Source organism: Trichocoleus sp. FACHB-90, from assembly GCF_014695505.1.
In the GTDB taxonomy this organism is placed as follows: domain Bacteria; phylum Cyanobacteriota; class Cyanobacteriia; order Cyanobacteriales; family FACHB-T130; genus Funiculus; species Funiculus sociatus.
In genome coordinates, this window is record NZ_JACJOK010000017.1 from 1 (window position 1) to 23,118 (window position 23,118).

General features: G+C 45.4%; 21 protein-coding genes and 1 pseudogene. 10 read left to right on the forward strand and 12 right to left on the reverse strand.

The genetic code is table 11. The features are described from left to right. Positions 1-309 precede the first annotated feature (309 nt). The 3 genes from H6F74_RS04220 to H6F74_RS04230 all read left to right on the forward strand — a co-directional run bounded on the left by H6F74_RS04220 (position 310) and on the right by H6F74_RS04230 (position 3,463). On the forward strand, positions 310-996 hold the full coding sequence (locus H6F74_RS04220; RefSeq protein WP_190436793.1) for a response regulator transcription factor: 687 nt from the start codon (positions 310-312) through the stop codon (positions 994-996). A 141-nt stretch (positions 997-1,137) separates the two neighbouring features. Then, positions 1,138-2,211 carry a tetraprenyl-beta-curcumene synthase family protein gene (locus H6F74_RS04225; protein WP_190436796.1) on the forward strand — a complete coding sequence of 358 codons (1,074 nt, stop codon included), beginning with the start codon at positions 1,138-1,140 and terminating at the stop codon, positions 2,209-2,211. A gap of 124 nt (positions 2,212-2,335) precedes the next feature. Further along, complete coding sequence (locus H6F74_RS04230; RefSeq protein ID WP_190436799.1) at positions 2,336-3,463, forward strand: FAD-dependent oxidoreductase; 1,128 nt, start codon at positions 2,336-2,338, stop codon at positions 3,461-3,463. Positions 3,464-3,545: 82 nt separating this feature from the next. On the opposite strand, the pseudogene H6F74_RS30865 reads toward H6F74_RS04230, so the two are convergent. The 4 genes and pseudogenes from H6F74_RS30865 to H6F74_RS04250 all read right to left on the reverse strand — a co-directional run. Then, positions 3,546-4,052: pseudogene (locus H6F74_RS30865) on the reverse strand (cation diffusion facilitator family transporter); the annotation flags it as partial. A gap of 284 nt (positions 4,053-4,336) precedes the next feature. Beyond that, complete coding sequence (locus H6F74_RS04240; protein WP_190436802.1) at positions 4,337-5,257, reverse strand: bestrophin family ion channel; 921 nt, start codon at positions 5,255-5,257, stop codon at positions 4,337-4,339. Between the two features lie 40 nt (positions 5,258-5,297). Then, the gene (locus H6F74_RS04245) at positions 5,298-5,528 is read right to left on the reverse strand and encodes a hypothetical protein (protein ID WP_190436804.1); all 231 of its coding nucleotides are present in this window, start codon (positions 5,526-5,528) and stop codon (positions 5,298-5,300) included. A gap of 114 nt (positions 5,529-5,642) precedes the next feature. After that, on the reverse strand, positions 5,643-6,809 hold the full coding sequence (locus H6F74_RS04250; protein ID WP_190436806.1) for an RNA-guided endonuclease TnpB family protein: 1,167 nt from the start codon (positions 6,807-6,809) through the stop codon (positions 5,643-5,645). A 35-nt stretch (positions 6,810-6,844) separates the two neighbouring features. On the opposite strand from H6F74_RS04250, the gene H6F74_RS04255 reads away from it, so the two are divergent. The 6 genes from H6F74_RS04255 (at position 6,845) to H6F74_RS04280 (ending at position 13,495) form a co-directional block, all read left to right on the forward strand. Then, complete coding sequence (locus H6F74_RS04255; protein WP_190436809.1) at positions 6,845-7,012, forward strand: CopG family transcriptional regulator; 168 nt, start codon at positions 6,845-6,847, stop codon at positions 7,010-7,012. A 215-nt stretch (positions 7,013-7,227) separates the two neighbouring features. Continuing rightward, positions 7,228-9,435, forward strand: a complete 2,208-nt coding sequence (locus H6F74_RS04260) for an ATP-binding protein (RefSeq protein WP_242021800.1) — start codon at positions 7,228-7,230, stop codon at positions 9,433-9,435. Between the two features lie 68 nt (positions 9,436-9,503). Next, entirely contained in the window at positions 9,504-10,331 is an 828-nt protein-coding gene (locus H6F74_RS04265; RefSeq protein ID WP_190437033.1) for an aminotransferase class IV, read from the forward strand. A gap of 164 nt (positions 10,332-10,495) precedes the next feature. Further along, on the forward strand, positions 10,496-12,334 hold the full coding sequence (gene ftsH3, locus H6F74_RS04270) for an ATP-dependent zinc metalloprotease FtsH3 (RefSeq protein WP_190436823.1): 1,839 nt from the start codon (positions 10,496-10,498) through the stop codon (positions 12,332-12,334). A 148-nt stretch (positions 12,335-12,482) separates the two neighbouring features. Further along, positions 12,483-13,061, forward strand: a complete 579-nt coding sequence (locus H6F74_RS04275; protein ID WP_190436825.1) for a hypothetical protein — start codon at positions 12,483-12,485, stop codon at positions 13,059-13,061. Continuing rightward, positions 13,058-13,495 (forward strand): PIN domain-containing protein, encoded by a 438-nt coding sequence (locus tag H6F74_RS04280; protein ID WP_190436827.1) that lies wholly within the window; start codon positions 13,058-13,060, stop codon positions 13,493-13,495. The genes H6F74_RS04275 and H6F74_RS04280 overlap by 4 nt, the downstream gene beginning before the upstream one ends. A 28-nt stretch (positions 13,496-13,523) precedes the next feature. Here H6F74_RS04280 and H6F74_RS04285 read toward each other — a convergent pair whose 3' ends face one another. After that, positions 13,524-14,297 (reverse strand): hypothetical protein, encoded by a 774-nt coding sequence (locus tag H6F74_RS04285; protein WP_190436830.1) that lies wholly within the window; start codon positions 14,295-14,297, stop codon positions 13,524-13,526. A 300-nt stretch (positions 14,298-14,597) separates the two neighbouring features. Here H6F74_RS04285 and H6F74_RS04290 point away from each other — a divergent pair, with 300 nt between their 5' ends. Continuing rightward, positions 14,598-15,164, forward strand: coding sequence for a DUF3611 family protein (locus tag H6F74_RS04290; protein ID WP_190436833.1), 567 nt, complete (start codon positions 14,598-14,600; stop codon positions 15,162-15,164). Between the two features lie 78 nt (positions 15,165-15,242). Here H6F74_RS04290 and H6F74_RS04295 read toward each other — a convergent pair whose 3' ends face one another. The 7 genes from H6F74_RS04295 to H6F74_RS04325 form a co-directional block, all read right to left on the reverse strand. Then, a complete protein-coding gene (locus tag H6F74_RS04295; RefSeq protein ID WP_190436836.1) occupies positions 15,243-15,806 on the reverse strand; it encodes a hypothetical protein in 564 nt (187 codons plus the stop codon). Between the two features lie 174 nt (positions 15,807-15,980). Next, positions 15,981-16,787, reverse strand: coding sequence for a potassium channel family protein (locus H6F74_RS04300; RefSeq protein ID WP_190436839.1), 807 nt, complete (start codon positions 16,785-16,787; stop codon positions 15,981-15,983). Further along, positions 16,787-18,115: a DUF2254 domain-containing protein gene (locus H6F74_RS04305; protein ID WP_190436841.1), complete on the reverse strand. Its 1,329-nt coding sequence runs from the start codon at positions 18,113-18,115 to the stop codon at positions 16,787-16,789. The genes H6F74_RS04300 and H6F74_RS04305 overlap by 1 nt, the downstream gene beginning before the upstream one ends. Before the next feature lie 3 nt (positions 18,116-18,118). Beyond that, complete coding sequence (locus tag H6F74_RS04310; RefSeq protein WP_190436844.1) at positions 18,119-19,159, reverse strand: mechanosensitive ion channel family protein; 1,041 nt, start codon at positions 19,157-19,159, stop codon at positions 18,119-18,121. 224 nt (positions 19,160-19,383) lie between these two features. Continuing rightward, entirely contained in the window at positions 19,384-21,402 is a 2,019-nt protein-coding gene (locus tag H6F74_RS04315; RefSeq protein WP_190436847.1) for a serine/threonine-protein kinase, read from the reverse strand. A 224-nt stretch (positions 21,403-21,626) separates the two neighbouring features. After that, entirely contained in the window at positions 21,627-22,574 is a 948-nt protein-coding gene (locus tag H6F74_RS29845) for a DUF2382 domain-containing protein (protein ID WP_190436850.1), read from the reverse strand. Positions 22,575-22,720: 146 nt separating this feature from the next. Next, positions 22,721-22,927, reverse strand: coding sequence for an acetyltransferase (locus H6F74_RS04325; RefSeq protein ID WP_190436853.1), 207 nt, complete (start codon positions 22,925-22,927; stop codon positions 22,721-22,723). Positions 22,928-23,118: the final 191 nt, after the last annotated feature.

The following is a 23,118-nucleotide window of genomic DNA, read 5'->3' on the forward strand; positions in this document are numbered from 1 at the left end:
TCTCTTCAATCTCCGCCCCCTAAAGCGTCTGCCAAATCCTGTAATTGCTTAGTCAGACTACACTTGAGGCTGGTTATTTGGCTACTGGGTCATCCAAATGAGCGAACGGTGAGTATCGGTGCTTCATATTGAGAGTTAGCTAGATCATGCCTAATACATCCGTAACAGCCGGCTCTGGAGTCGGCTGTTGTTTTCTTGTGAAGCGAAAGCTTTTTAATGCAAGATTTAAAAGGTGATTTGGCATGATTTTGGCACGCCCTTTCTAGTTTTGCCCCTGTATGCGGCTTTAGCTGCTTGTGTCTGGTAAAGATGACCTCAAATGCACTACGGATTTTGCTTGTTGAAGATGACGAACTATTTCGCCTCGGTTTGTCTATGCGGTTGCAACAGGAACCTGGATTTGAAGTCGTCGCTGAGGTTGAAGACGGTGAGACAGCTATAGAATTAGCTCTTCAACAGCCACTCGATATTGTGCTACTTGATGTAGGATTGCCGGGAATTGGTGGTATTGAGACTTGTGAACAACTTAAGCAGCAACGCCCAGAACTACCCATCCTAGCTTTAACCTCTCGTTTCCAAAAACCTCTGATTGCTAAGTTAATTGAAATCGGTGTCAAAGGCTACTGCCTCAAGGGTATTAGGGCAGAACTTCTAATCCTGGCGATCCGTTCTGTAGCAGCGGGAGCTTCCTGGTGGGACGAAGCAGCAACCACGGAGATTCAATCTACTTTTATGCACGCACAAGCGGCTTCTACCCCATCAGAGGCTGAAAAATTACCTGAAAATCCACTCACAAGGCGCGAACAGGAAATCTTGGCAATGATTGCAGCCGGACGGAGCAATCAGGAAATTGCAGACCTTCTCTATATTGCCCCTGGTACTGTTAGAGTTCACGTCCATTCCATCTTGAAGAAGCTGGAGGTACGCGATCGCACTCAAGCGGCAGTCTTAGCCATCCAAAAACAACTCATTTCTCCCGACTTGTTAACAGATTAACAATAGGGAATTAGAAAAAATAATTATCACGCCATTAGGCAGACGCGATCGCATTTACAACCTCTTATAGTGAAACCGAAGGAGCATAGATACTGCCTCTTCAAGGTATTTATTGACAAGAATAATTTGGAAAATATTCCCATGACTGAGTTGATGAAAATTCCGACTCGCCCTTGGACGTTGATGTCAGGAATTTACCGCAATGTCCTTCCAGCCGTTCATCGCTATTTAGGCGAATGGAAAGAACGAGCCAATCAAATCCCTAATCCAGAACTTCGTAAACAAGCATTAATGAGTATCGAAACAAAAACGTTTCACTGTGCAGGAGGTGCCATCTATGGATTGTTAGCTAAAAACCACAGCGATGAAACAATTCGTTTTATTGTTGCTTATCAAACAATGAGCGATTATTTAGATAATTTGTGTGACCGAAGTACCTCACTCGATCCTAAGGATTTTCGCGCTCTTCATGAATCCATCTTTCATGCCTTAACTCCAGGAGCAGAATGCACAGATTATTATCGTTTTCGTAAGGAGCAAGAGGATGGAGGCTATTTAAGAGAACTGGTTAAAACTTGTCAAACTGTGTTAAAGCAGCTTCCAGGTTATCCAAAAATATCTTCAGCTCTTCATGAATTAGCCAGTTATTATTGTGATTTACAAGTCCATAAGCATGTGCAAGTTGAAGAGCGTATTCCGCGTCTAAAAGCTTGGTTTAAATCGCATCAGGAAAACCTTCCTGAGATGAGCTGGTATGAATTTTCGGCCTGTGCTGGCTCAACCCTTGGAATCTTCTGTCTTATCGCCTATGCTTCCCATGAAGATTGTTCAGAAGAATTAATTCGGAAAGTAAAAAATGGTTATTTTCCCTGGATACAAGGATTACATATTTTACTGGATTACCTTATCGATCAAGAGGAAGATAGCCTCGGCGGCGATCTAAATTTTTGTTCTTACTATAAGAACAAAGATGAAATGACGGAGCGGTTTACACACTTTGTTAATAAGGCTAAGGAAAGTGTTGCTCAATTACCCAATACAAATTTTCATCAGATGATTAATCATGCCTTGTTGGGCATTTATCTAGCAGATGAGAAAGTGAGAAGACAAAAGGAAGTTCAAGGAATCGCGAGACAACTCATTAGTCTGGGTGGTGGCTCGACGTTCTTTTTCTTTTTAAATCGTCTGGTGATGGCTCGTCTTCGTTACTGCTAACTGCTTGTGTAGCGATCGCATCGGTTTGAACAGTCAGACCCTAGAATTAGGATGTATTTCTCCCGCACTTTTACCCTCAGCACCAACCTGAAACGCTACATAAAGTCGCAAAAGGCTCATAGTTATGTCCAAAATCGCTGTTATTGGGGCCGGCCCAGCAGGATGCTCAGCAGGATACCATCTTGCTAAAAGCGGGCATCAAGTAACCCTCATCGACAAAGAGAGCTTTCCTAGAGACAAAATCTGCGGAGACGGAGTCAGTCTTCAGTCAGTCCAGGCATTGTCCACAATGGGTATCTACCCGCAGGATATCAAACGCAAGGTGTCCGAATTTACGCCTATCAATGGGCTTGTGCTTGGAGTTTCCAACGGAAATTACCATATGCAGACCACTGAGCTTGAAGGGTATTGCATCCCCAGGTTTGTATTTGACAATCTACTCTATGAAAGAGCTATAAACGCAGGGTGTGTGCCAAGTACCCAAAGGATTTCCAACATCGACCGCCACCATCAGGAGCTGTACAACGATTTTGATTTCATCATAGATGCACGCGGAGTCTATGCAGGCGACGCAAATGCGATCGCTATCAGAGCTTACTGGAGCGTCAAGTTAGAAGACTTTCCTCAAGCCTACCTTTCACTGGCTCAAATTTACTTTGACAAGTCTCTTGGAGTTAACGGATACGGTTGGATATTTCCAGTGGATATAAAAGCTGGATTGGTGAAACTCAATGTTGGAGTGGGTATATGGATAGATGAATACACGAAAATGAACAAAAACATTATTCGGATTTTTGACGAATTCGTTCAGCGTAATGAGCAAATGAAGGAACTGTTAAGTAAGATTGTTAGTAAGCAAAAACCTAAAGCGTACCCTCTAGCAACTGCTCTCAAAGGGAACAGAGTTAGCGATGGAAAAATCCTAAAAATTGGCGACGCTGCCAATCTGACAGACCCTCTGACTGGGGAGGGAATTGCCAATGCCATTCTCAGTGGTTTATATGTTACGCAAGCTATCAATATGAGTAGCAGTCCAGAAAAGACAGCCGATAATTGGCAACGTCTTTACGAAACCTGTTTTGAGGAGGATATCCGCGCTGCTTTGCGGATAAAGTCTTTGAGGAAATACTCCTTTATGAACAATATGCTGGTCTGGCTGATGAAAAGGAATCAGCAATTTTCTGAGCAAGTGACTTATGCAATTGTCGGCTCAGTTCCGTATAACGAGCTACTGCCTTCACTTAAGCATTGATTTCTCTACTCTGCTGTGCGTCACCAGCTCTCCTTGTGTCAAAGAAGCGATCGCTTCCTGGCTAGGATAGCTACGTCTATGTTCACTCCTCACAACAAGACTTTTGGCCGCAATACGGCATAAAATTACCCGTTTCTACCTGAATCGTGGTGTGTTCAATGCCAAAATTATTGTGCAACTCCATGCTAATTCTGGATAGGAAAGCATCGCCTGGGTTCCCTGTAAGCATGACCAAGTGAGCTGTGAGTGCCGTCTCGGTAGTACTCATCGCCCAAATATGCAAGTCGTGAACTTCAACCACACCGGGAAGCTCTGCTACGTCGGACGGCTTGCGGCTCAATTCCTCTTGGTACGGCAATCAAGCGCCAAATTAATCGAATCTCGCAGCAAGCCCCAAGTGCCAGCCACAATAACCACAACAATAATTAAGCTGACAACTGGATCAAACCACAGCTAGCCCGTTGTCAAAATGGCGATACCCGCCAGTACCACACCCAAAGACACCAGCGCGTCGCCTCCCCATGTGCAGGAATGCTCCTTTGATGTTCAACTCTAGTTCTCGACCCGACATGAACATCAAAGCCTGGCCAATCACCAACGTAGGGTATTCGTTCACCTAAATCATCCTCTGGGTAGGCAGTTGCATAAGAAAGGGATGAATCCAAGCTGTAAATCTACCCACGCCAGTAAGAATGGTCATCAGTGCGGTAAACAGGCATTACATTAGTTGCGACTACCGCCCTCGCGAAATTTATTTATTAGATGGTATTCAAGACTGTCTTGTACGTCAATATACATTAGCTAATAGAAAAAATTTGTATATATATATAGTTAGAGCGATCGCATATGGCGATCGCTTATCGTTCATATACCCTATTCCATTTGCTCTATTCCTGTTTTGTTCCAATCGCGAACACTGGGAGCAAGCGAGATTAAATCTTCAATATTTCGTTTCATGGTTGCACAAATCGCATCTAAGGGCAAGTCGTTAGCATCGTGACCAAAAGGATTTTCAATTTCAATGCCAATTTCTTCAATGCCAAACAAAGTGAAACTAATCAAAGCAACAATTGGCCCAGTCCACCAAGTTAAATCTCTAACCATTTGAAATGGCAATGCTAAACAATAAAGCAACAACAACTGCTTCAAATGGATAGCATACGCAATAGGGATAGGTGTTCTAAGAATGCGTTCGCAGGCTCCTAAATTGTCTACTAAGATATTTATCAAACTTTGTAGAGCAGTCAACTGGTGAGCATTGAGGTGTTTGTGGTTATACTGATCCTGTAGATAATCTCCAATCCAGAAGGCAACCTCTAGCGGTGGATTGTTCATCGTCTTTAGCTTAAAATAGCGAGATTGTGGCATAAATGGCTCTAACTCGCTGTTCACAGACTCCCCTCTGAGATGCAACTTAGTAGCGATCGCAAAAGCAATCAATAATCGCAGGGCGGAAATTTTCTTCTCTCTATCTTTTGGTTCCTTTTCGTCAATTGATACCCAAATTTGACGAGATAGGTTACGGACACTGTTAACTATGCTACCCCAAGCTTTGCGACCTTCCCAAAATCGCTCATAAGCTGTATTTGTTCGGAAAACCAGTAATAAGCCTAAGACAATATTGGGGATTAATGCACTCAGAAACGGCATTGATACCGATACTCCAAATTTGTGAAGTAGGGCAACAAAAAAACCAAATGCTCCACACAATATTACTCTAGGTAAAACTGCTGAAATTACCGAACCTCGAAGTCGCAAAGCAACTTGAAACCATTTCTCTTTTTCCCGATCCATGCCACCTCAACCTTTCCGTCTTGACCCAGACTGTGAATACTTATCCAACAGATAATACTCGATCTATTATGAGTTTCAGTTGAGGATAGTCAAGGGTAATTTTCCAACCGGATCGGGGGCGAGTAGCGCTAACGCGCATACGCTTTGCGATCGCATCTTTGTTTACGCCTTGTGGCGCTTTCTTAGCTTGAGCGTCCCCGATGCCGCTCCCTGGATGCCACAATAAACCATTAGCAACAGCAAACCATATACCGCACCTAATCGTTTCCACCGGATAATTGCCGTTTCTGGGGACATAAGTTTAGCCAATTTCTCCAAAAGTATCTTTTTCCTTTAGGCGTGGCTCATGTCAAGTATGTTCCGTACCTAAAACACTTACATTTGCTTACACAAACTGGTTTTTACTTGCTTCAACTGGAGGTGTCGGCACTACTCCATCCACAAGCCTTAACGAACTGAGACTCAGCCCGGAACGCTCTATGTTTAGGGCGGCGTTCAAATCCCTGTCGATAGACTCATCACAACAAGGACAGTAGAAAATTCTGTCCTTAAGGGTGAGTCCTTCATTTTTCCAATTACACCTGTGATGTATCTTACTAGAAGGCTCCCATCGACTAATCACAACTAACTCAGAGCCGTACAACTTACATTTGTATTCAAGTTGTCGCCTGAACTCATAAAACCCCATGTCGCCAATCGACCCAGCTAATTTGTGATTAGCCATCATGCCTCTCACGTTCAAGTCTTCTATACAGATGACTTTGAAGTTTTTGGCAAGATGAGTAGTTAGTTTGTGCAGGTTATCCTTTCGGATGCAGGCGGCTTTGTAATAAAGAGAAGCTATTCGGGCTGTGAACTTTTTTCTGTTACTAGAACCCTTTTCTTGGTGACGGCTCAAGTATTGCAACTTTGCTATCTTGGCTTTAATCTGCCGATACTCTTTCGGGCAACTAAAAGCCTCACCATTAGATAGTGTGGCAAGCTCTTTCACTCCAAGGTCAACACCCACGCTCAGATTGGTTTTCTCACTTGTTTGGGCTTCAAGCTCGATTTTAAAAGAGATGAACCACTTATCAGACTGACGGCTTATCGTGACGCTTTTAGGTTTAATTCCTGTTGGTAGTTGCTCGTAAGTTTTCAACGCACCAATAACGGGAACTTGGATTTTATGGCTATTAACAATCTTAATAGTACCATCAAGCGTGAAGCTGTCATGCAACCCCTTCTTTTTAAACCTTGGCACTCCCGATTTCTTTTTAAAACAACTATCCCACGCTTCTCGTAATGCCCCTAGAGCAAACTGAGGAGCGGATTTTGATGCTTCGTAGTACCAAGGATTCTGAGGTTTGACTGATGCTACTAATAGTTTGTGCAAGTCAATAGCGCTGGGGAATTTGACTTTCTCTTCTGGATTGGCTTTGTTATGCGAGAGAAGATTCTTGGTAAACCAAAGTCCCCAGTTGTAAGCGTGGCGTGCAGTTCCTACGTGTTTAAGAAGCACGGTGCGCTGACTGTTATTGAGCTTGAGTTCCGTCTTAAATCCTAGTATCATAGCCACTATTGTACAGCATTAAACGGACAAGCGCCATGTCTAAGCGACTAGATTTAAGACTTCCAGAAGAGGATATAGAGACTCTTGAGGCTTACTGCAAAGCGACGGGGGCAACCAAAACAGGAACAATCAGGATGCTATTGCAAATACTCAAAGATGAGCGTTTATTAGCAATTGTTAGGAAATCACTCACTGTTGATTAACCCCCGGACTTGGTGAAAAGAGCGCGATCGCACTACGGAATTTCCCAATAATGCCAAGAATTAATGTATGTATTGCTTTAATTGTGCTAATCTACTCAGTTTGACTTGAGAATGCCATAAAATTCAAATAAGTCTAAATAGCATACTCTTCCACAGGTAAGCGCCAAACTATCATAGTCGCAACTGTATTTGAGGAGTGTTTTCTGGAGGTAATATTGACCACTGCGCCTATCTCGCCCAACGAAGTACAACGCCTGGAGGCACTGCGGCGATACAATATCCTCGATACACCTCCTGAAGAGAGCTTCGACCGCATCACAGCTCTCGCGGCACGTCTTTTTGACGTGCCAACTACCCTGGTTTCCTTAGTTGACGAATTTCGAGCCTGGTTTAAATCCTCCTATGGCTTTGAGTCTCGCGAAGTCAGTCGCGAATCAACAATTTGTAGCTTCGCAGTTTTGTGTGACGATGTTTTAGTCGTTCCGGATACCAGAAAAGACCCGCGCTTCGCTTGTATGCCCTTTGCGCTTAGCGAACCGGGCCTTCGCTTCTACGCAGGCGCTCCACTGATCGACAAGGATGGCTATAATCTTGGCACTTTGTGTCTTCTTGACAGCAAGCCGCGCCATGAACTGAGTGCCGAGCAGCGAGCAAGCCTTACCGACCTAGCGGCTATAGTCGTTGATGAGTTAGAGTTGCGGCTGGCGGCTCGCAAAATTGCTCAGATGGATGCCGCCCTCATCGAGGTGACTAAGGGAGTTTCCGCAGCGACAGGCGAGGCGTTTTTCTACTCACTGGTGCAACACCTCACAAAGGCATTGGGTGTTGATTACGCTTTTCTGGGGGAACTGGCTGGGGAAAAAATTAGCACTATTGCTCTATGTGCCGACTATGAGATGGTAGACAACATTGAATATTCCTTGCTGAATACACCTTGCAAACAGGTTATTGAGCAGGGGAAGCCATGCTATTATCCCCGTGGCATCCAAGCGCACTTTCCTGATAATCATTTGCTGGTACAGATGGAAGTGGAAAGCTATATCGCAGCTCCGCTTCTAGATTCCACAGGCTGCGTGCTGGGATTGCTTGGGGTGATGGCTAGAAAACCGTTGGAAAATATCCAGCTTGCAGAATCGCTACTAACAATCTTTGCTACCCGTGCGACAGCAGAACTAGAGCGCAAGCGAAGGGAGGAAGAACGCGCCGAACTGTTGGTTCGCGAACAAGTGGCTCGTGGGGAGGCGGAGGCAGCTAACCGCATGAAGGATGATTTCTTAGCTGTACTTTCTCATGAGTTGCGATCGCCACTCAACCCCATTCTTGGCTGGTCTCGGATGCTTCGCGCTCAGAAGTTAAACGCAGTGACTACGGCTCGCGCACTGGAAGCAATTGAGCGCAACGCCAAGTTACTCTCAGAGCTAATTGAGGATCTTCTCGATGTCTCGCGCCTGATTCGAGGCAAGTTGTCTTTGCAGGTTTGCCCAGTTAAGCTGATACCAATCATTCAGGCAGCTATTGAAACGGTGCAGCTAGCCACTGGCGCTAAGAACATTCAACTTGAGTCGGTACTAGATCCTTCAGTAGGCTTGGTGTCAGGCGATCCAAACCGCTTGCAGCAGATTGTCTGGAATCTGCTCTCCAATGCCATTAAGTTCACTCCTGAAGGGGGAAAGGTGGAAATAAGGCTGGAGTGCAGTGACTCCCACACCCAGATCCGCGTAAGTGACACGGGAAAAGGAATTAGCGCTGACTTTCTGCCTTATGTCTTTGAGCGCTTCCGCCAAGCTGATAGTACCAGCACGCGATCGCATGGCGGACTTGGTTTAGGTTTGGCAATTGTGCGTCACCTGGCAGAACTGCACGGCGGAACTGTCCATGTTGACAGCCCAGGCGAGGGGCTGGGGGCAATCTTTACAGTGCAGCTGCCCCTGATAATTACGACTCACGGGAACGGGCTGTTAGCGCCTGGGCATGAAATGGAAACTGAGCCTGAATCCGCACCCACTCCTGAGTCCGCAATCATTAGTGCTGTACTTGATGGTTTGCAAGTGCTGGTTGTCGATGACGAGCCTGATAGCCGAGATTTTCTCACCATAGCCCTCGAACAGTATGGCGCTAGGGTGAGGGCAGTTGCATCAGCAAGCGAGGCATTTGAGGCATTCCAACAGCTGAAGCCAAATGTCTTGGTGAGTGATATTGGGATGCCCGGTGAGGATGGATACACGCTGATCCGCAAAATTAGAGCCTTGGAGCCAGAGCGAGGAGGAGAGATTCTCGCTCTGGCTGTGACAGCGTATGCTAGGAGTGAAGACTCTCAGCGTGCTATTTCGCTAGGTTTCCACAGACACATAGCTAAGCCAGTGGAGCCAGCTAAGTTAGCTGCGGCGATCGCTAGTTTAGTTAGAACTTCTTTGATTGGTTAAATAATTTGTCATGCGATCGCCTAGCCTTTTTGTGGGGAATCGCGCAGGGGATATATCGGGATACTAAATTGTACTGGTACAACGGCAAACTGATTGACGGTGAAACCCTGGAATTAGCTATTGACGATCCGGGGTTGCTGTACGGTGCTACAGTTTTTTCCACGCTGCGGGTTTATCAGTCGTTGGATAACCCATTGACTAACTGGAATGGACACTGCGATCGCATTCGTTCGAGTTTGCTGGCGCTTGGTTGGCAGCAACCAGACTGGGAGCGATCGCGCTATGGTGCAGAAACTTTAACAAAACAGTTTCCCATCCTCAGAATCACAATTTTTCCCGATGGGCGCGAGTGGATTACTGGGCGATTCTTACCTGTTGATTTGACACAACGACAAAAATATGGTATACGCGCTTTACTTATAGAACCCTGCCTAACCCCGCCGCCTGGGGTTATTGAGCGGTCATTGCCACAGCATAAAACTGGTAACTACCTAGGTGCGTGGCTGGCAATGAACAAAGCCAAGAAATTTGAGGCACAAGAAGCGATATTAGTTGACGAGCGGGGAAATTGGCTGGAAACCAGCACGGGGAATCTTTGGGGATGGCGGGATGGGAAGTGGTGGACACCGCCAATCGATGGGAGAATTTTGCCGGGAATTATGCGATCGCAACTGATTAGTTGGCTGGTAAGTCAGAATCAACCAGTGGGGGAAGTCGCATTCGATGCCGAGTGGGTGAAGGGATTGTCTGCTGTGGCTTATAGCAATAGCGTCGTGGAAGTCGTTCCCATCCATACCGTTATCACCTCAGAAAGCCAGATTACCTACGATGCGACTCACAGCAGCCTAGAGCAATTGCGTCGCCTCCACCAAAGCGATCGCAGCCACAAGGACTGAAATCTTACCGGGTTGGTTAGTATCAAAGTAGTAGAGACGACCTTCGGGAAATCCTATTTTGCAGGCTAATGTACCTAAAATGTGTCAAGAGATTCTGAGAAAGGTTAACATTAGTTAATACAAATAAAAATCCAATCACATCCTAAAGCTTAGGAGGAATAAGCGTGAATAAGCGGTGGAGAAACGCAGGGCTGTATGCACTGCTAGCGATAGTTGTCATCGCCTTAGGAACAACATTTTTAGAAAAACAACCCCAGAGTCGGGAGACCTGGAAATACAGCAAACTGATTGAGGAAGTTCAACAAGGCAGGATCGAGAGAGTTGGCTTAAGTTCTGACCGCACCAAAGCGCTGGTCACAGCTCAAAGCGGCGACAAGGTTGTAGTCAACCTACCCAACGATCCAGACCTGATCAACATTCTGACCAGTAAAAATGTTGACATTGCAGTTTTGCCCCAGAGTGATGAAAGCTTCTGGTTCCGCATCTTAAGCAGTTTGTTTTTCCCAATTCTGCTTCTGGTGGGATTGTTCTTCTTGTTGCGCCGCGCCCAAAGTGGCCCAGGCTCTCAAGCCATGAACTTTGGCAAATCCAAAGCCAGAGTGCAAATGGAACCGCAAACCCAAGTAACCTTTGGGGATGTTGCCGGAATTGACCAAGCCAAGCTGGAATTGAACGAAGTTGTAGACTTCCTCAAGAACGCTGACCGCTTCACCGCCATTGGTGCCAAAATTCCCAAAGGCGTGCTGCTAGTTGGCCCTCCGGGAACTGGTAAAACCTTGCTGGCTCGTGCTGTAGCTGGGGAAGCTGGCGTACCTTTCTTCTCCATCTCTGGTTCTGAGTTTGTGGAAATGTTCGTCGGTGTGGGTGCATCTCGCGTGCGCGACTTGTTTGAACAAGCCAAAGCAAATGCTCCTTGTATCGTATTCATCGATGAAATTGATGCCGTTGGTCGTCAACGGGGTGCAGGTTTAGGCGGCGGTAACGATGAGCGGGAACAAACCCTCAACCAGTTGCTGACCGAGATGGATGGTTTCGAGGGCAACACTGGGATTATTATCATTGCCGCTACGAACCGCCCAGACGTGCTAGATGCAGCACTGCTGCGTCCGGGCCGCTTTGACCGTCAGGTGGTCGTAGATCGCCCTGATTACGCTGGTCGTTTGGAAATTCTCAACGTTCACGCTCGTGGTAAGACCCTAGCGAAGGATGTGGATCTGGAGAAGATTGCCCGTCGTACCCCAGGCTTCACAGGCGCTGACCTTTCCAACCTGCTGAACGAAGCAGCAATTTTGGCGGCTCGTCGCAGTCTGACGGAAATCTCGATGGATGAAATCAATGATGCCATCGACCGGGTGCTGGCTGGCCCTGAGAAGAAAGACCGGGTGATGAGCGAGAAGCGCAAAACTTTGGTTGCTTATCACGAAGCTGGTCACGCGCTAGTTGGTGCGTTGATGCCAGATTATGACCCAGTGCAGAAAATCAGCATTATCCCTCGCGGTCGTGCTGGTGGTTTGACTTGGTTTACACCGAGTGAAGACCGGATGGATTCTGGTCTGTACAGCCGCTCATATCTGCAAAATCAGATGGCGGTAGCTTTGGGCGGTCGAATTGCTGAAGAAATCATCTTCGGTGAGGAAGAGGTGACAACTGGTGCATCGAATGACTTGCAGCAGGTGGCTCGTGTGGCGCGTCAAATGGTGATGCGGTTTGGTATGAGCGATCGCTTGGGTCAAGTTGCTCTAGGTCGTCAGCAAGGCAATATGTTCTTGGGTCGCGACATCGCCGCCGAACGCGATTTCTCCGAGCAAACTGCTGCGACCATTGATAATGAAGTCCGCAGCTTGGTAGATCAAGCGTATCGCCGCGCTAAAGATGTATTGCTGAATAACCGTCACATTCTGGATCAGTTAGCACAAATGCTGATTGAAAAAGAAACTGTAGATGCGGATGAACTGCAAGAAGTGCTGGCAAATAACGATGTGAAAATGGCAGCGATCGCGTAGTCAATTTTCAAAGCAAGGATTTTAGATAAAATCTAAAATCTCTAGTCGGGGCAATTCTAGGATTTTTTCTAGAACTGCCCCGATTTTTTTTAGAATCACTCCTAGATAATCAGTAAAATTAAAAATAATTACTTATGACAAATTACCAATGAGCGATACTAAATCTATTCAAACACTAATTGAAGAAATTGAGGCTTTATCTCCAGAAGAGCAAGCTTTATTAAAGCAGAGCTTTTCCCCTTCTATTAGCGTACAAATCAACACAGTAGGATTAGAACCAAGCCTTTTACCTGATGAACAAGTCAGCCCATTGGCACCAGAACCCCTAAAAACAGGAAACGCTGTTTTTGACAACTTTGACGCCGCACAAAGTAAATTTTGGGGTGATGAGGCAACTTATCACGTCTTGCTGAAAAATGAACCAGAGGGAGGCGTTAGCGCCACATTGTTAGGATGGCCTGAATGCAAAGCTATGGGGAAGACGCCACAAGACGCAGTTTCACGCTTACAGGATATGGTGAATGCGCTTCTAGCTGAAGCTGAAATCATTCCTGTAAAAATTAGATCAACCCAATCTGATAATCCCTGGTTAAAACTTGCGGGTAAGTATAAGGACGATCCGCTATTCGATGAGTTCTTGGAAAATATCGCAGCCTATCGTCGCGAACTCGACACGGAACAAGAAGCATATTATCGTGAACTTGACGCGCAAGATGAGGCAAAGTGAGTCAGTACATTCTTGATACGGATCACTTAAGATTTTTGCAGCGGAATCATCCACTTGTTGTGCAGCGTGTCGCTACAATCAATCCTAGAGATATTGCTGTGACAATCGTAACAGTAGAGGAACAATGTCGTGGACGGCTCGATAGCATCAGGCAAGCTTCCACCAACGGTTCTCAAGCTGACAGGCTGGTATTAGCTTATACAAGGCTAGGGGAGACACTGGACGATTTCAAAAGCATCAACATTCTCAAGTTTGATGAAGAGGCTTACATTCGTTATGCAGACTTACGTAGTCAACGAATACGCATTGGTACGCAAGATTTAAAAATTGCCGCGATCGCGCTCTCCAAAAATAGCATCCTGGTTACTCGCAACCAGCGCGATTTTGCACAAGTACCCGATTTAATATTTGAAGATTGGACAATTTTGCCATAATATAAAATCGCGCCCTTAGTCTACTTCTTCAAATTGCCACCATAAGCGCCGAGTAGACAGCCGCACCCAAAGCAAAAGCCCAGAAACGGCTTTCCCGTTCCTCTGGTAATTCTTCCTTAACTACGTTGAGAATAATTCCTCCGGCGATGAAGGCGAAAATGACTGCGATCGCCGCCTCAGAAATTTCTGTCGCCCGCCCAATCACCCATCCGGCAATAATCGCCGCCGCCAGTATCCAGCGTCCAACCCGGTTATAATCTCCTTTGTGGTTTTCGCGCAAGCCGTCATCGTTCACCACAAAATGCAAAGCCATTGCAACGAAAAATAATAGCAGATCCCAAATACCTCGTTCTTCCCGATGGAGAAGAAGATAGCCGATGAGGGCGTTGTAAATCGAAAACGAAGCCATATGCACCCAAAAAACCCCTGCATCGGTGGTATCTTCCTGGTTTTCTTTTTGGTTTTGCTGACGCGATCGCTTGGCAAGTCTTTCTAATCCGTAGAACACACCAAAACCCAAAAGCGCCACCAGGTAAACGTGGTGTTCCAAAAATTCAATTAAATAACCCTCCCGTTCCTCAATTACCTTTTGTCCCTGGTTGAGTTCGGGGAAAACGTGAACGAAAATATAGGCAACTGATACCCCACCAGCGGCGGAAAGCCACCGACTGCGAGGAATCCTGTCCAAAAAGCGTATTTTGCCAGAAAAAAGATGCACAAGTGCCAGACAAACTGCCAGAATTGCAGACAAGATGACTGCACTAGGACTCGATACTGAAGGCTCTGCAACTGCAAACACCATTTTAATCAAGAACCTTTAATATTTTTCCGGCTGATATCTTTACTAAATTAGCAGAAATTGCTCCCAAGACCAATTGGGATCGTCGCTTTTTCTCTCCAGCTTGATAAGATTTTGACGCAATTTCCTCCTCCTAATAGCATATTTTTATGAGGAATTTTATTGTTGAGACAAGCCGACTTTGAGAAAAAATTCTCATCTTTAGGCAGAGGCGCTTTATTACTGTAGGCGGGGGTACAACAAGAGCAGTTAAAGGTATTATTCAAAGGTCGTGTATCCCAGTCGCTACGAGAAGGGACAGATATGCAAACTCACTCAGAATCCTCGACCTCGGAAACTAAACAAAAAATTGCCAACATATTTCGCCTAGTAGGTTGGATTTCATTCTGGATAGAGTTGGGTTTGACTATTGCTTCTGGGATAGCTTTATTGTTTTCTATCTCTGGTCGTAACTTCGCTACTGAAACAAATCCCGGCATTGGGGTAGGTATTTTTTGGGCTGTAGCTGGACTTTTAGCGTTATGTTTTAATACATTTTTAGCGTTCCGTTATACTCGCCTAGCCAAGGGTTTAAGCAATCCTAATCCAGAGCGTCATCCTAGAAAAGCTGATACTGTCCAAATTTTGAGAATGTCAGTAATCACGAGTTTGGTGGGAATATTGTTATGCCTCTTAGGTTCGGGTGCGACTGTAGGAGTGCTGGTGGCAAAAGCTGTATCCCAACCTCCAGGGGTAGCACTTACTGACCCCAATATGATTATTCGTGCGCTTGATGTTTTTGTAGCAGTAGCGAATATTAATGGTATTGCTGGTCACTTTGTGGGGATTGTCACTTCACTGGGATTGCTAAAGTGGATACATAATCAGTAATAAAACAAAAACATTTACTGCTTTTGTCTTTGCCGGAATGCAGCTTTTTCAAATTATTTCCTAACGCGCTCTAGTCGCTTATTGATCTTCAGAACTTGATTCTGAAGGCGATCGCTCCGGCAATGCAAAGACGCTCACCAGTGCTGCTAAACTAGCGCCAAAAGTGTCCATAATTAGGTCAATGATTGTATCATCAATGCTATTGATAACTCCGATCCCCCATTCCGTTATTTCCCAAATAGCACCGATGGCGATTCCGAAACTTGCGATCGCTAACATATAAATCAGCAGATGGTTGCGGAAGGTAGTTAGCATCGATCTATACACTAAAAAACTCAGTGCAAGCGTGACGGAAAAGGTTGTAAAGACATGGGTAATCTCATCGTATGGCCCTGGTAGGTAAAATAAGCCCCAAACCCAGCCTGCGGCATTCAGCAACGCTGCTACTACAAACAGAAAATCAAATAAGGTTGGTAGTTGATTTTCTAAGGTGACAAACAGGAACGAAGCAGCTAGGAAGCAGGCGAGTAAAAATGAACCTTGCCAGTTACGTTGACTTGCTGTAAAGACGATTGCGATCGCTAGGCAAAATTGTCCAACCCAAGCCGCTATTCGATAACCCCGCCAGTCAGTATTCAGCATGGCTTTTTCCTCATAAATTTCATAATTATGGATTACTAATAAACTATAAATGAAGCAATTAATTTAATCTGCGATTGGAGTATTATTTTATTGTGAAAGCTACTTTTTTAGATGAACCGTAAAGACGCAAAGAGCGCGAAGGAAGAAGGAAAGGGAGAAGTTCTTGAATCTATATTATGGTTCTGGTTTCTGACTTGAAAGGGCTTGAATATCGGCCCGTAAGGCGGCGATTTCCTGGTGCAGGGCGGCGATGGATTTGGCGCTTGCTAACTCAGCTTCTTCGTTTTCGGCATCGCGCCCGATAAAGAAGGTGGCGAGTGTTGCTGTTACGTAACCAAATACTGTGAAGGCGTACAGTGCCAGAATTAGGTGTAAAACGCGACCTTCTGGAGTCTGCGGCACATATTCGCCACCCATCGTTGTCATCAGCATTGCTGTCCACCATAGTGCTTCCCCGTAGTTATTCAGTCCACCACCACTAGGAAGGTTGCTTTCAAAAGCATATATCCCGGCTGCTCCCACCAGTGTCACTACTAGCGTCAGCACCATGACGTAGCCAAAGCCGCGACGACTCATACTAGCTCTGAGCGATCGCATTCCCCGATTCAGAGAACTGATGACGCGCACCAGTCGCAGTCCCCGGCTAGCTTTGAGGATACGAATCACGCGGCTAATCCGGAAGACGCGCAATGCTGGCAACACCAGGGAAAGGGCAGTTAACCAATTGTGCTTGATATAAACGAGTTTGCGATCTGCCAAAGTGAATCGCAATACGAAGTCGAGTATGAAAACAATCCAGATCGTGTTGCTGATAACTTCCAGCAGCGGATTTAAGCCCCAAATCAGTTCGACGACTAACAACAAAAGCCACCCGAAGCCAAGGAATAGCATCGGTGTTTCCAGCCAATCTTCCAGCTGTTCGAGAACTTCGAGTCGTTCTTTTTGGAGTTCCCTTTTTTCAGATGTATTAAGATTATTCATCACTGCTCTAGCGTCTTCACTACGGTTAGGTATCGCTCCTCAACATCTTTTTGGTCTAACTCTTCAGATATATTCTCCTGACTACTGCGCTGGATCATTTGGGCATGACGTAGTAGTGCGGCGCGGTCTTTTTTGTTTTCGGTGCGCGATGCGATGAGAGCGATCGCTTCCAGCAATCGAATTACCACCGCTACATCGGGTTTGCTGTACTGTCGAATCTGGTTAAAGGCAGCGTCAAGTAATTCTGCAAACGTCACCGGATTAGCGATCACTCGCAGGTTGTTGTCGTTGTCATAGCGGTAGGGCGAGGGAAAATCTCTTTCCGCCAGACGGCAAAGTGCAGCGCTCATCTGGTCAATACACTGGATCGCCGTGAACGGATCGTTGATGCCAGGAGAAATGGCACGAGCGGCAATTTCAACTAACTGATTGATGGGGAATTCTACATCCTGTTGTTCGGTGCGTTGCTCGCCAAAAATAAATGCTTGGTTCAGGTGGTGGGTGAGTTTTTTATTCACCCGTTCTCCAGGCCAAATCATCACCATTTCGCTTCCTTCCACAACAAACTTGCCGGGGCGATATTTTAGACGCAGGAGGAGGTCTTTTGAGGTGGCGATCTTCATCAACTGCTCGTTATCAATTGCCTGAAGATAACCGCTTTCTTTCGCCAAGAGGGGAGCCGCTTCCTTATCGAACCCGGCGGGGATTTCCGCCACCGACCGCTGCTTTGGTACTGATTTACCCTGCCCGATCTTCTGGGGAAATAAGCGATCGATGGCATTGTCTAACTCTCTGCCAACATCTCTGATGATATGGGATGCCTGCATCGAGGTTGAGACATGATGGATAAAGTAGATCAGGACGCCAATACTGGCGAGCGCTAGCACCATGCCGATCGTGACGGAGATTTGCGGCACAAATACGTTGTAGTCATCTCCCCGGACGGTTCGCAGTACCAGCAAGCAGTAGATGAATGTACCGATAAACGTGCCTAGGACGACTTGATTGCCCGTATCCTGCATGAAGTTACGCATCAGCCGCGGCCCGAATTGGGAGGAAGCGAGGGTGAGGGCAACAATTGTAATCGAGAAGGCGGTACCAGCAACGGTGATCATCGAACCAGCAACGGCTGAAAGCAGCGTTCTCGCCCCATCTGGCCCGCCGGTGTAGATCCAGCCCAACGACTCTAGCGGGCCAGATTTGCCTGCTCGATCAAGGCTTAACATTCCTAATGCCAGCGCGATCGCTATTACCACCATCAGGGTTGGCACAAACCAGTAGCTAGAGTGGAGCGAGTCCCAAAGTTTGCCCAGCTTGATGTTTTTCATCAATTATCGTCGGCTATCGTCGGCAGTTTGAAGGCGATCTGGGTTCTCGTCTCTATGGCTGCCATTCCCGTCTCTTTGCGCCCGCATTTCCGCCAGCTTTCTTAAGGAACCGCCGATACTACGCGGTTTTGGCACTTCTTGATTCCCAGCAGGCCATCCTTCACGCTGACGTGCGCGATCGCCATCTGTCTCTTCGGTTTGGTCGTGAAACAAGATTTGTCGCGTCGGATAGGGCATATCGATGCCGTTGGCAAGCAACTTGTTCTTAATTGCGGAGAGAACTTTATCTTGCTTATCAAGAACATCTGCACGTCGCGGCGGCTTTACCCACCAACGGGCGCGAATGTTCAAGCTACTCTCAGCCAAATCCACTACAAGGGCGTCAGGAGCTGGATCTGGTAAAACATCATCGACGCTAGCGATCGCTTCCAGAATCAGTTGTTTCGCGCGGTCGATATCGTCGCCGTAGCCAATGCCGATATCGTACTGTAGTCGGCGGTTCTCGAAGGCAGTATTAACTGTCACCGAATTTGTGAACAGTTCAGAATTAGGAATCACAATCCGACGACCATCGTAAGTTCTGATTGTTGTGGCGCGTGTCTGAATATTTTCAACCGTTCCCTCAAAGTCTTTGAAAACAATTTGGTCATCTATCTGGAAAGGCTCAGTTAAGAGAATCAGGATACCAGCTAGGAAATTCTGGAGAATATCGCGGAACGCAAAACCAATTGCTACCCCACTGATACCCAACAATTGCACCAAATCCCCTGCCTTGAATGTCGGAATGACAATAGATAAGGCGACAAATAAACCTATTAATATGGTTAACCCTTGCGATAACCGCCCAAGTACCAGCCCCAAATTTCGAGCATGGCGATACCTGCGGGTAAGGCGTTTAACTAGCGATCTGATCGCGATCGCGCCGAACCAAAATAGTGCAAATACGATTACTGCTAATACCAAGTTTGGCAGCAGGACGATAAAACCGCCGATCATCCCCTGAATCTTATCCCACGCTGTTGATACTGATTCTCCTAGATTCATTACTTGTTCACATATACAACAAACCGTGGTTAATTTTAATAGAAAATGAATAATCTAAACTCTCTCTTAGGTCAGTATTTCTATTACCCAACTTGTTATAACCATGACCAACCTTTTACGTGGTAAGTTTATTTTCCGAACCGTTTGTTCCTATTTTTATGTAATACTTTACTTCGCATCTATCCATTGGCAGATTTTAAAATACCATCAGAAGACATACCCATTCATCTTGGCACCTGCCAAATTTTAATAGTTTTGTCAAAGCTGCCACTAGCAATTATTTGTCCATCGGCGCTAATAGCAATCGACTTAACCCAACCGGAATGTCCCGTGAGATTGCGAATTAGTTCCCCAGTGGGAATATTCCAAATTTTGATAGTTTTGTCCACACTGCCACTAACTAATGTCTGCCCATCTGGGCTAATAACAATGGCATTAATATAGCTAGAATGTCCGCTAAGGGTGCGAAGATTTTTGCCTGTGGACATATCCCAAATTTTGATACTTTTATCCGCACTACCACTTGCTAATATTTGTCCATCTGAACTGATGGCAACAGAATTAATAGGTTGAGAATGCCCGGTGAGGGTACGGAGATTTTTGCCTGTGGACATATCCCAAATTTTGATAGTTTTGTCCGCGTTGCCACTGGCTAATATTTGTCCATCCGGGCTAATGGCAACAGAATTAATAGGCTGAGAATTTCCGGCGAGGGTGCGAAGATTTTTGCCTGTAGATATATTCCAAATTTTGATAGTTTTATCAGCGCTGCCACTGGCTAAAGTTTGCCAATCGTTGCTAATAGCAACGGAATTAACTGGGGCGGAATGTCCCTCTAGTCGGCGGATTTCTTTACCTGTGGATATATTCCAAATTTTCACAGTTTTATTAGCACTGCCACTGGCTAAGGTTTGCCCATCTGGGTGAATGGCAATAGAATTAATATAGCTATCATGTCCGTTGATGGTGCGGATTATTTTGCCAGTATATCTATCCCAAATTTTGATAGTTTTATCAGCGCTGCCACTTGCTAAAATTTCCCCGTCAGGGCTAATGTTGAGGGAATTAACATGGCTGGTATGTCCGGAAAAAGTTCTAGCTACAGAAAGATTTACATAGGGGATTGTTTTGGGCGATGCTGGGTTGTATTGCGAAATTCCATATGCGCCTAATCCGATAGCGATCGCGATCGCGCCCCCAACTAGCCATTTATTTTTATCAGTTTGACCAATTTTAGTTGGCGAGTTGGGTGACTTCCAAGATAGAAATATAGAACTAACCGCACCTATACCCATAAGATTGTTGGCATATAGTTTATGCCCAGACAATTGCCGCGAAATCTTATCTATATCATCTAAAATTTCCTGAGTATTCTTGTGACGCGCCGCTGCTGTACGCGCCATCAGTTTATCAATTAAATCTGCAAGCTGAGGTGAAATATCAGGCGCATGACGTCGCCAGTGGAATTGATCGGTTAGCGGTTCGTAAATAGCATGATCTGTTGCTTGCTTTCCTGTCAGTAAATAAACAAAAGTACGCCCCAAAGCATAGAAATCTGATTGCGGTACTGCATGACCTTTTTCTTGCTCTGGTGGTGTGTAACCAGCGGAACTAATCTTAGTGACTCTACCTGCGCCGCCGACTTCTGCAAGATAGGTATATGTCATTTCTCTAGCAGTGCCGAAGTCTATTAATACTAGATGCCCTGTGGAACGCATCATAATATTGGCTGGTTTAATATCGCGGTGAAAGTAGTTTTTTTGATGTACGATATGTAAAATTTGTGCCAGTTGTTTTAACCAGTTAAGAGCAAGCTGCTGACTAATCGGGCAATCGCCCTGCTGCTTCATCCACTGCTTTAAGTTAAGTCCGTCAATTTTCTCCATGATGATGCAATGCACTGGCTCTTTGCAGTTTCTGGGATAAAACTGAAAATAGCCATCTGGTTCCATCTTGGGAATACCTGGATGATTTAGCTGGCTCAATACATCTGCTTCTTGCTGGAATAGCTCAACAATTTTGGGATTTTTGTTATGTTCTTGTTTTAGTATCTTCAGGATTTGGGGAGCTGCTCCCTCATAGGCTTCATATATATTGCCAAATCCGCTGTTGTCACTCAGCAGGCGCATCACCTGATAGCGCCCTTGGAGCAACAACTCTGAGCCACAGTTGCGACATATACGGTTGTTGGTATTGGCGGGATCGTTTGGCTTGGGGCAGAAGGGGTTGATGCAGTAGCTCATACATAGCTACAGAATGTGTTATCCCTACTATACGGCGGGAATTGTAAATTATACACCCCAAGGTAGGCTGAAAAATGCAATGGTTGTTGTATGTGGCGGCTTTTAGCTGGCTATAAAAAAAAGAATAGGCTTTTTACCTATTCTACTAAACGCGATATGTAACTTTACTACTTCTCATTCCCAGTCAGATGCTGGGAATGAGGTAACGAGATGCTTTGATGATATTATTTTCCAGATTTACCCTGTGGCTTAATTGTGCAGCGGTCGAACCATTCCTGGTAAGTTTGTTGATGTTTTGCATCTTCAAGAATGATTTCCACTCGCACTTTCGCGCAACCATGAGGCCGCTGATGCGCGATCGCATCTAAAATTCTACTAGCTGTTTTCGGCGAATCAAACTCGCCCCTTACTGTTTGCTGACTGTTGGCGCTTGCAAATCCATTGTTTAAACGTACCGTTTCAGTCAGTTCAAGTCCAGATATATCTCCTTGTCCTAAATCAATTTCTGCTAATTGTTTGTGTTCTGGGCTGACTTGTTCAACAATCAAAATCTCCCGTCGAACTGGAATCTCTACCATCCGCGTTTGGATTTCTTTGCGAACAATAACCTCGCCTACTTTATGTTTGCTACTGTCTACGACTAATCGTTCTTCTAGCAAACGAATGATTTCTTGTTCTACAACTTCTGCATCTGAAGTGTTAGAATCTGACATAAGTTTCTCCGATTGCTTTTGGTTATTATTTAATTGTATTGCTGTTGGGGTGACAGATGCCGGAGAGCCTTCAGTTGATGAGCGTACAGGCATTACCGATGATTGTGGAATTTCGGCAATTTCCTCATCCCCATTTGGTATTATATAATCTGCTGAATACTCTATTTCCAATTGGCTGACATCTACATAGAGCGTTTTATCTGCTGAGTCTACTTGCTGGATGTGCTTGCTTCTGATTAATAATAGGCTGGAGACTGGATCAGCTTTAGCCGGAGATATGACTAAGTTTAACTGGCGAGTTGGGTCTAGAATTACATCCTTCACCTCGCCTAACAGTACACCTTGCCTATCCTTGGCGGTATAATTTTTTAGCTTATTCTTCAACTTGCTCAACAAGACATTGATTCGAATATCGTTTTCTTCTGAACCCTGATTTTTTGCCAATGTTTCGTTGTTCATTTTACAGAGCTTACTAAATTTTTTTGACGCAAAAACCTATTAATTATCTCTTCGTTAACGGGTGTTTGTAAAGCTTACTGATTTCGACAACGTTCGCCAATAATTTACTTTACAAACACCAAATTATGTTGCGATTATCCTAAAAATTAGGTGGTGTAATTTTCATCCATCCAACAAATCGGTAGGCTTTCGCCTGAAGGAAAAACCAATTTTTCCTTTTGATAAGTAATCGGTTCCTGTTCCTCTTGTCCTGCTTGGTCTCTTCCAGTCACAGCAGTTGAAGTAGGGCTAATTAGAGGCTGAATATCGGTTATTTCAATCAAACTGCCGGATTCTTTATCTTTGAGAAACATAGAAGATGCCTAAATTGGGGTTCACTGGAAATGGTTTGCCGTCTTACAGATACCTTGTCAGGCACTGAGAAACGGGAGTATCCTACTTTTGTAGAAACGCCAGACGACTAAAGTCGCGACTACTCAAACAAAGCCCGCGCCGGCGAGCTTTTTCTATTAGCCTGTTCTCTCTACGGCTTGGTTTGTGTAGT

Coding starts and splice junctions, on each gene's coding strand:
- H6F74_RS04220 (WP_190436793.1), top strand. CDS start 310: ATGACCTCAAATGCACTACGGATTTTGCTTGTTGAAGATGACGAACTA.
- H6F74_RS04225 (WP_190436796.1), top strand. CDS start 1,138: ATGACTGAGTTGATGAAAATTCCGACTCGCCCTTGGACGTTGATGTCA.
- H6F74_RS04230 (WP_190436799.1), top strand. CDS start 2,336: ATGTCCAAAATCGCTGTTATTGGGGCCGGCCCAGCAGGATGCTCAGCA.
- H6F74_RS04240 (WP_190436802.1), bottom strand. CDS start 5,257: ATGGATCGGGAAAAAGAGAAATGGTTTCAAGTTGCTTTGCGACTTCGA.
- H6F74_RS04250 (WP_190436806.1), bottom strand. CDS start 6,809: ATGATACTAGGATTTAAGACGGAACTCAAGCTCAATAACAGTCAGCGC.
- H6F74_RS04255 (WP_190436809.1), top strand. CDS start 6,845: ATGTCTAAGCGACTAGATTTAAGACTTCCAGAAGAGGATATAGAGACT.
- H6F74_RS04275 (WP_190436825.1), top strand. CDS start 12,483: ATGAGCGATACTAAATCTATTCAAACACTAATTGAAGAAATTGAGGCT.
- H6F74_RS04285 (WP_190436830.1), bottom strand. CDS start 14,297: ATGGTGTTTGCAGTTGCAGAGCCTTCAGTATCGAGTCCTAGTGCAGTC.
- H6F74_RS04290 (WP_190436833.1), top strand. CDS start 14,598: ATGCAAACTCACTCAGAATCCTCGACCTCGGAAACTAAACAAAAAATT.
- H6F74_RS04295 (WP_190436836.1), bottom strand. CDS start 15,806: ATGCTGAATACTGACTGGCGGGGTTATCGAATAGCGGCTTGGGTTGGA.
- H6F74_RS04300 (WP_190436839.1), bottom strand. CDS start 16,787: ATGAATAATCTTAATACATCTGAAAAAAGGGAACTCCAAAAAGAACGA.
- H6F74_RS04305 (WP_190436841.1), bottom strand. CDS start 18,115: ATGAAAAACATCAAGCTGGGCAAACTTTGGGACTCGCTCCACTCTAGC.
- H6F74_RS04310 (WP_190436844.1), bottom strand. CDS start 19,159: ATGAATCTAGGAGAATCAGTATCAACAGCGTGGGATAAGATTCAGGGG.
- H6F74_RS04315 (WP_190436847.1), bottom strand. CDS start 21,402: ATGAGCTACTGCATCAACCCCTTCTGCCCCAAGCCAAACGATCCCGCC.
- H6F74_RS29845 (WP_190436850.1), bottom strand. CDS start 22,574: ATGAACAACGAAACATTGGCAAAAAATCAGGGTTCAGAAGAAAACGAT.
- H6F74_RS04325 (WP_190436853.1), bottom strand. CDS start 22,927: ATGTTTCTCAAAGATAAAGAATCCGGCAGTTTGATTGAAATAACCGAT.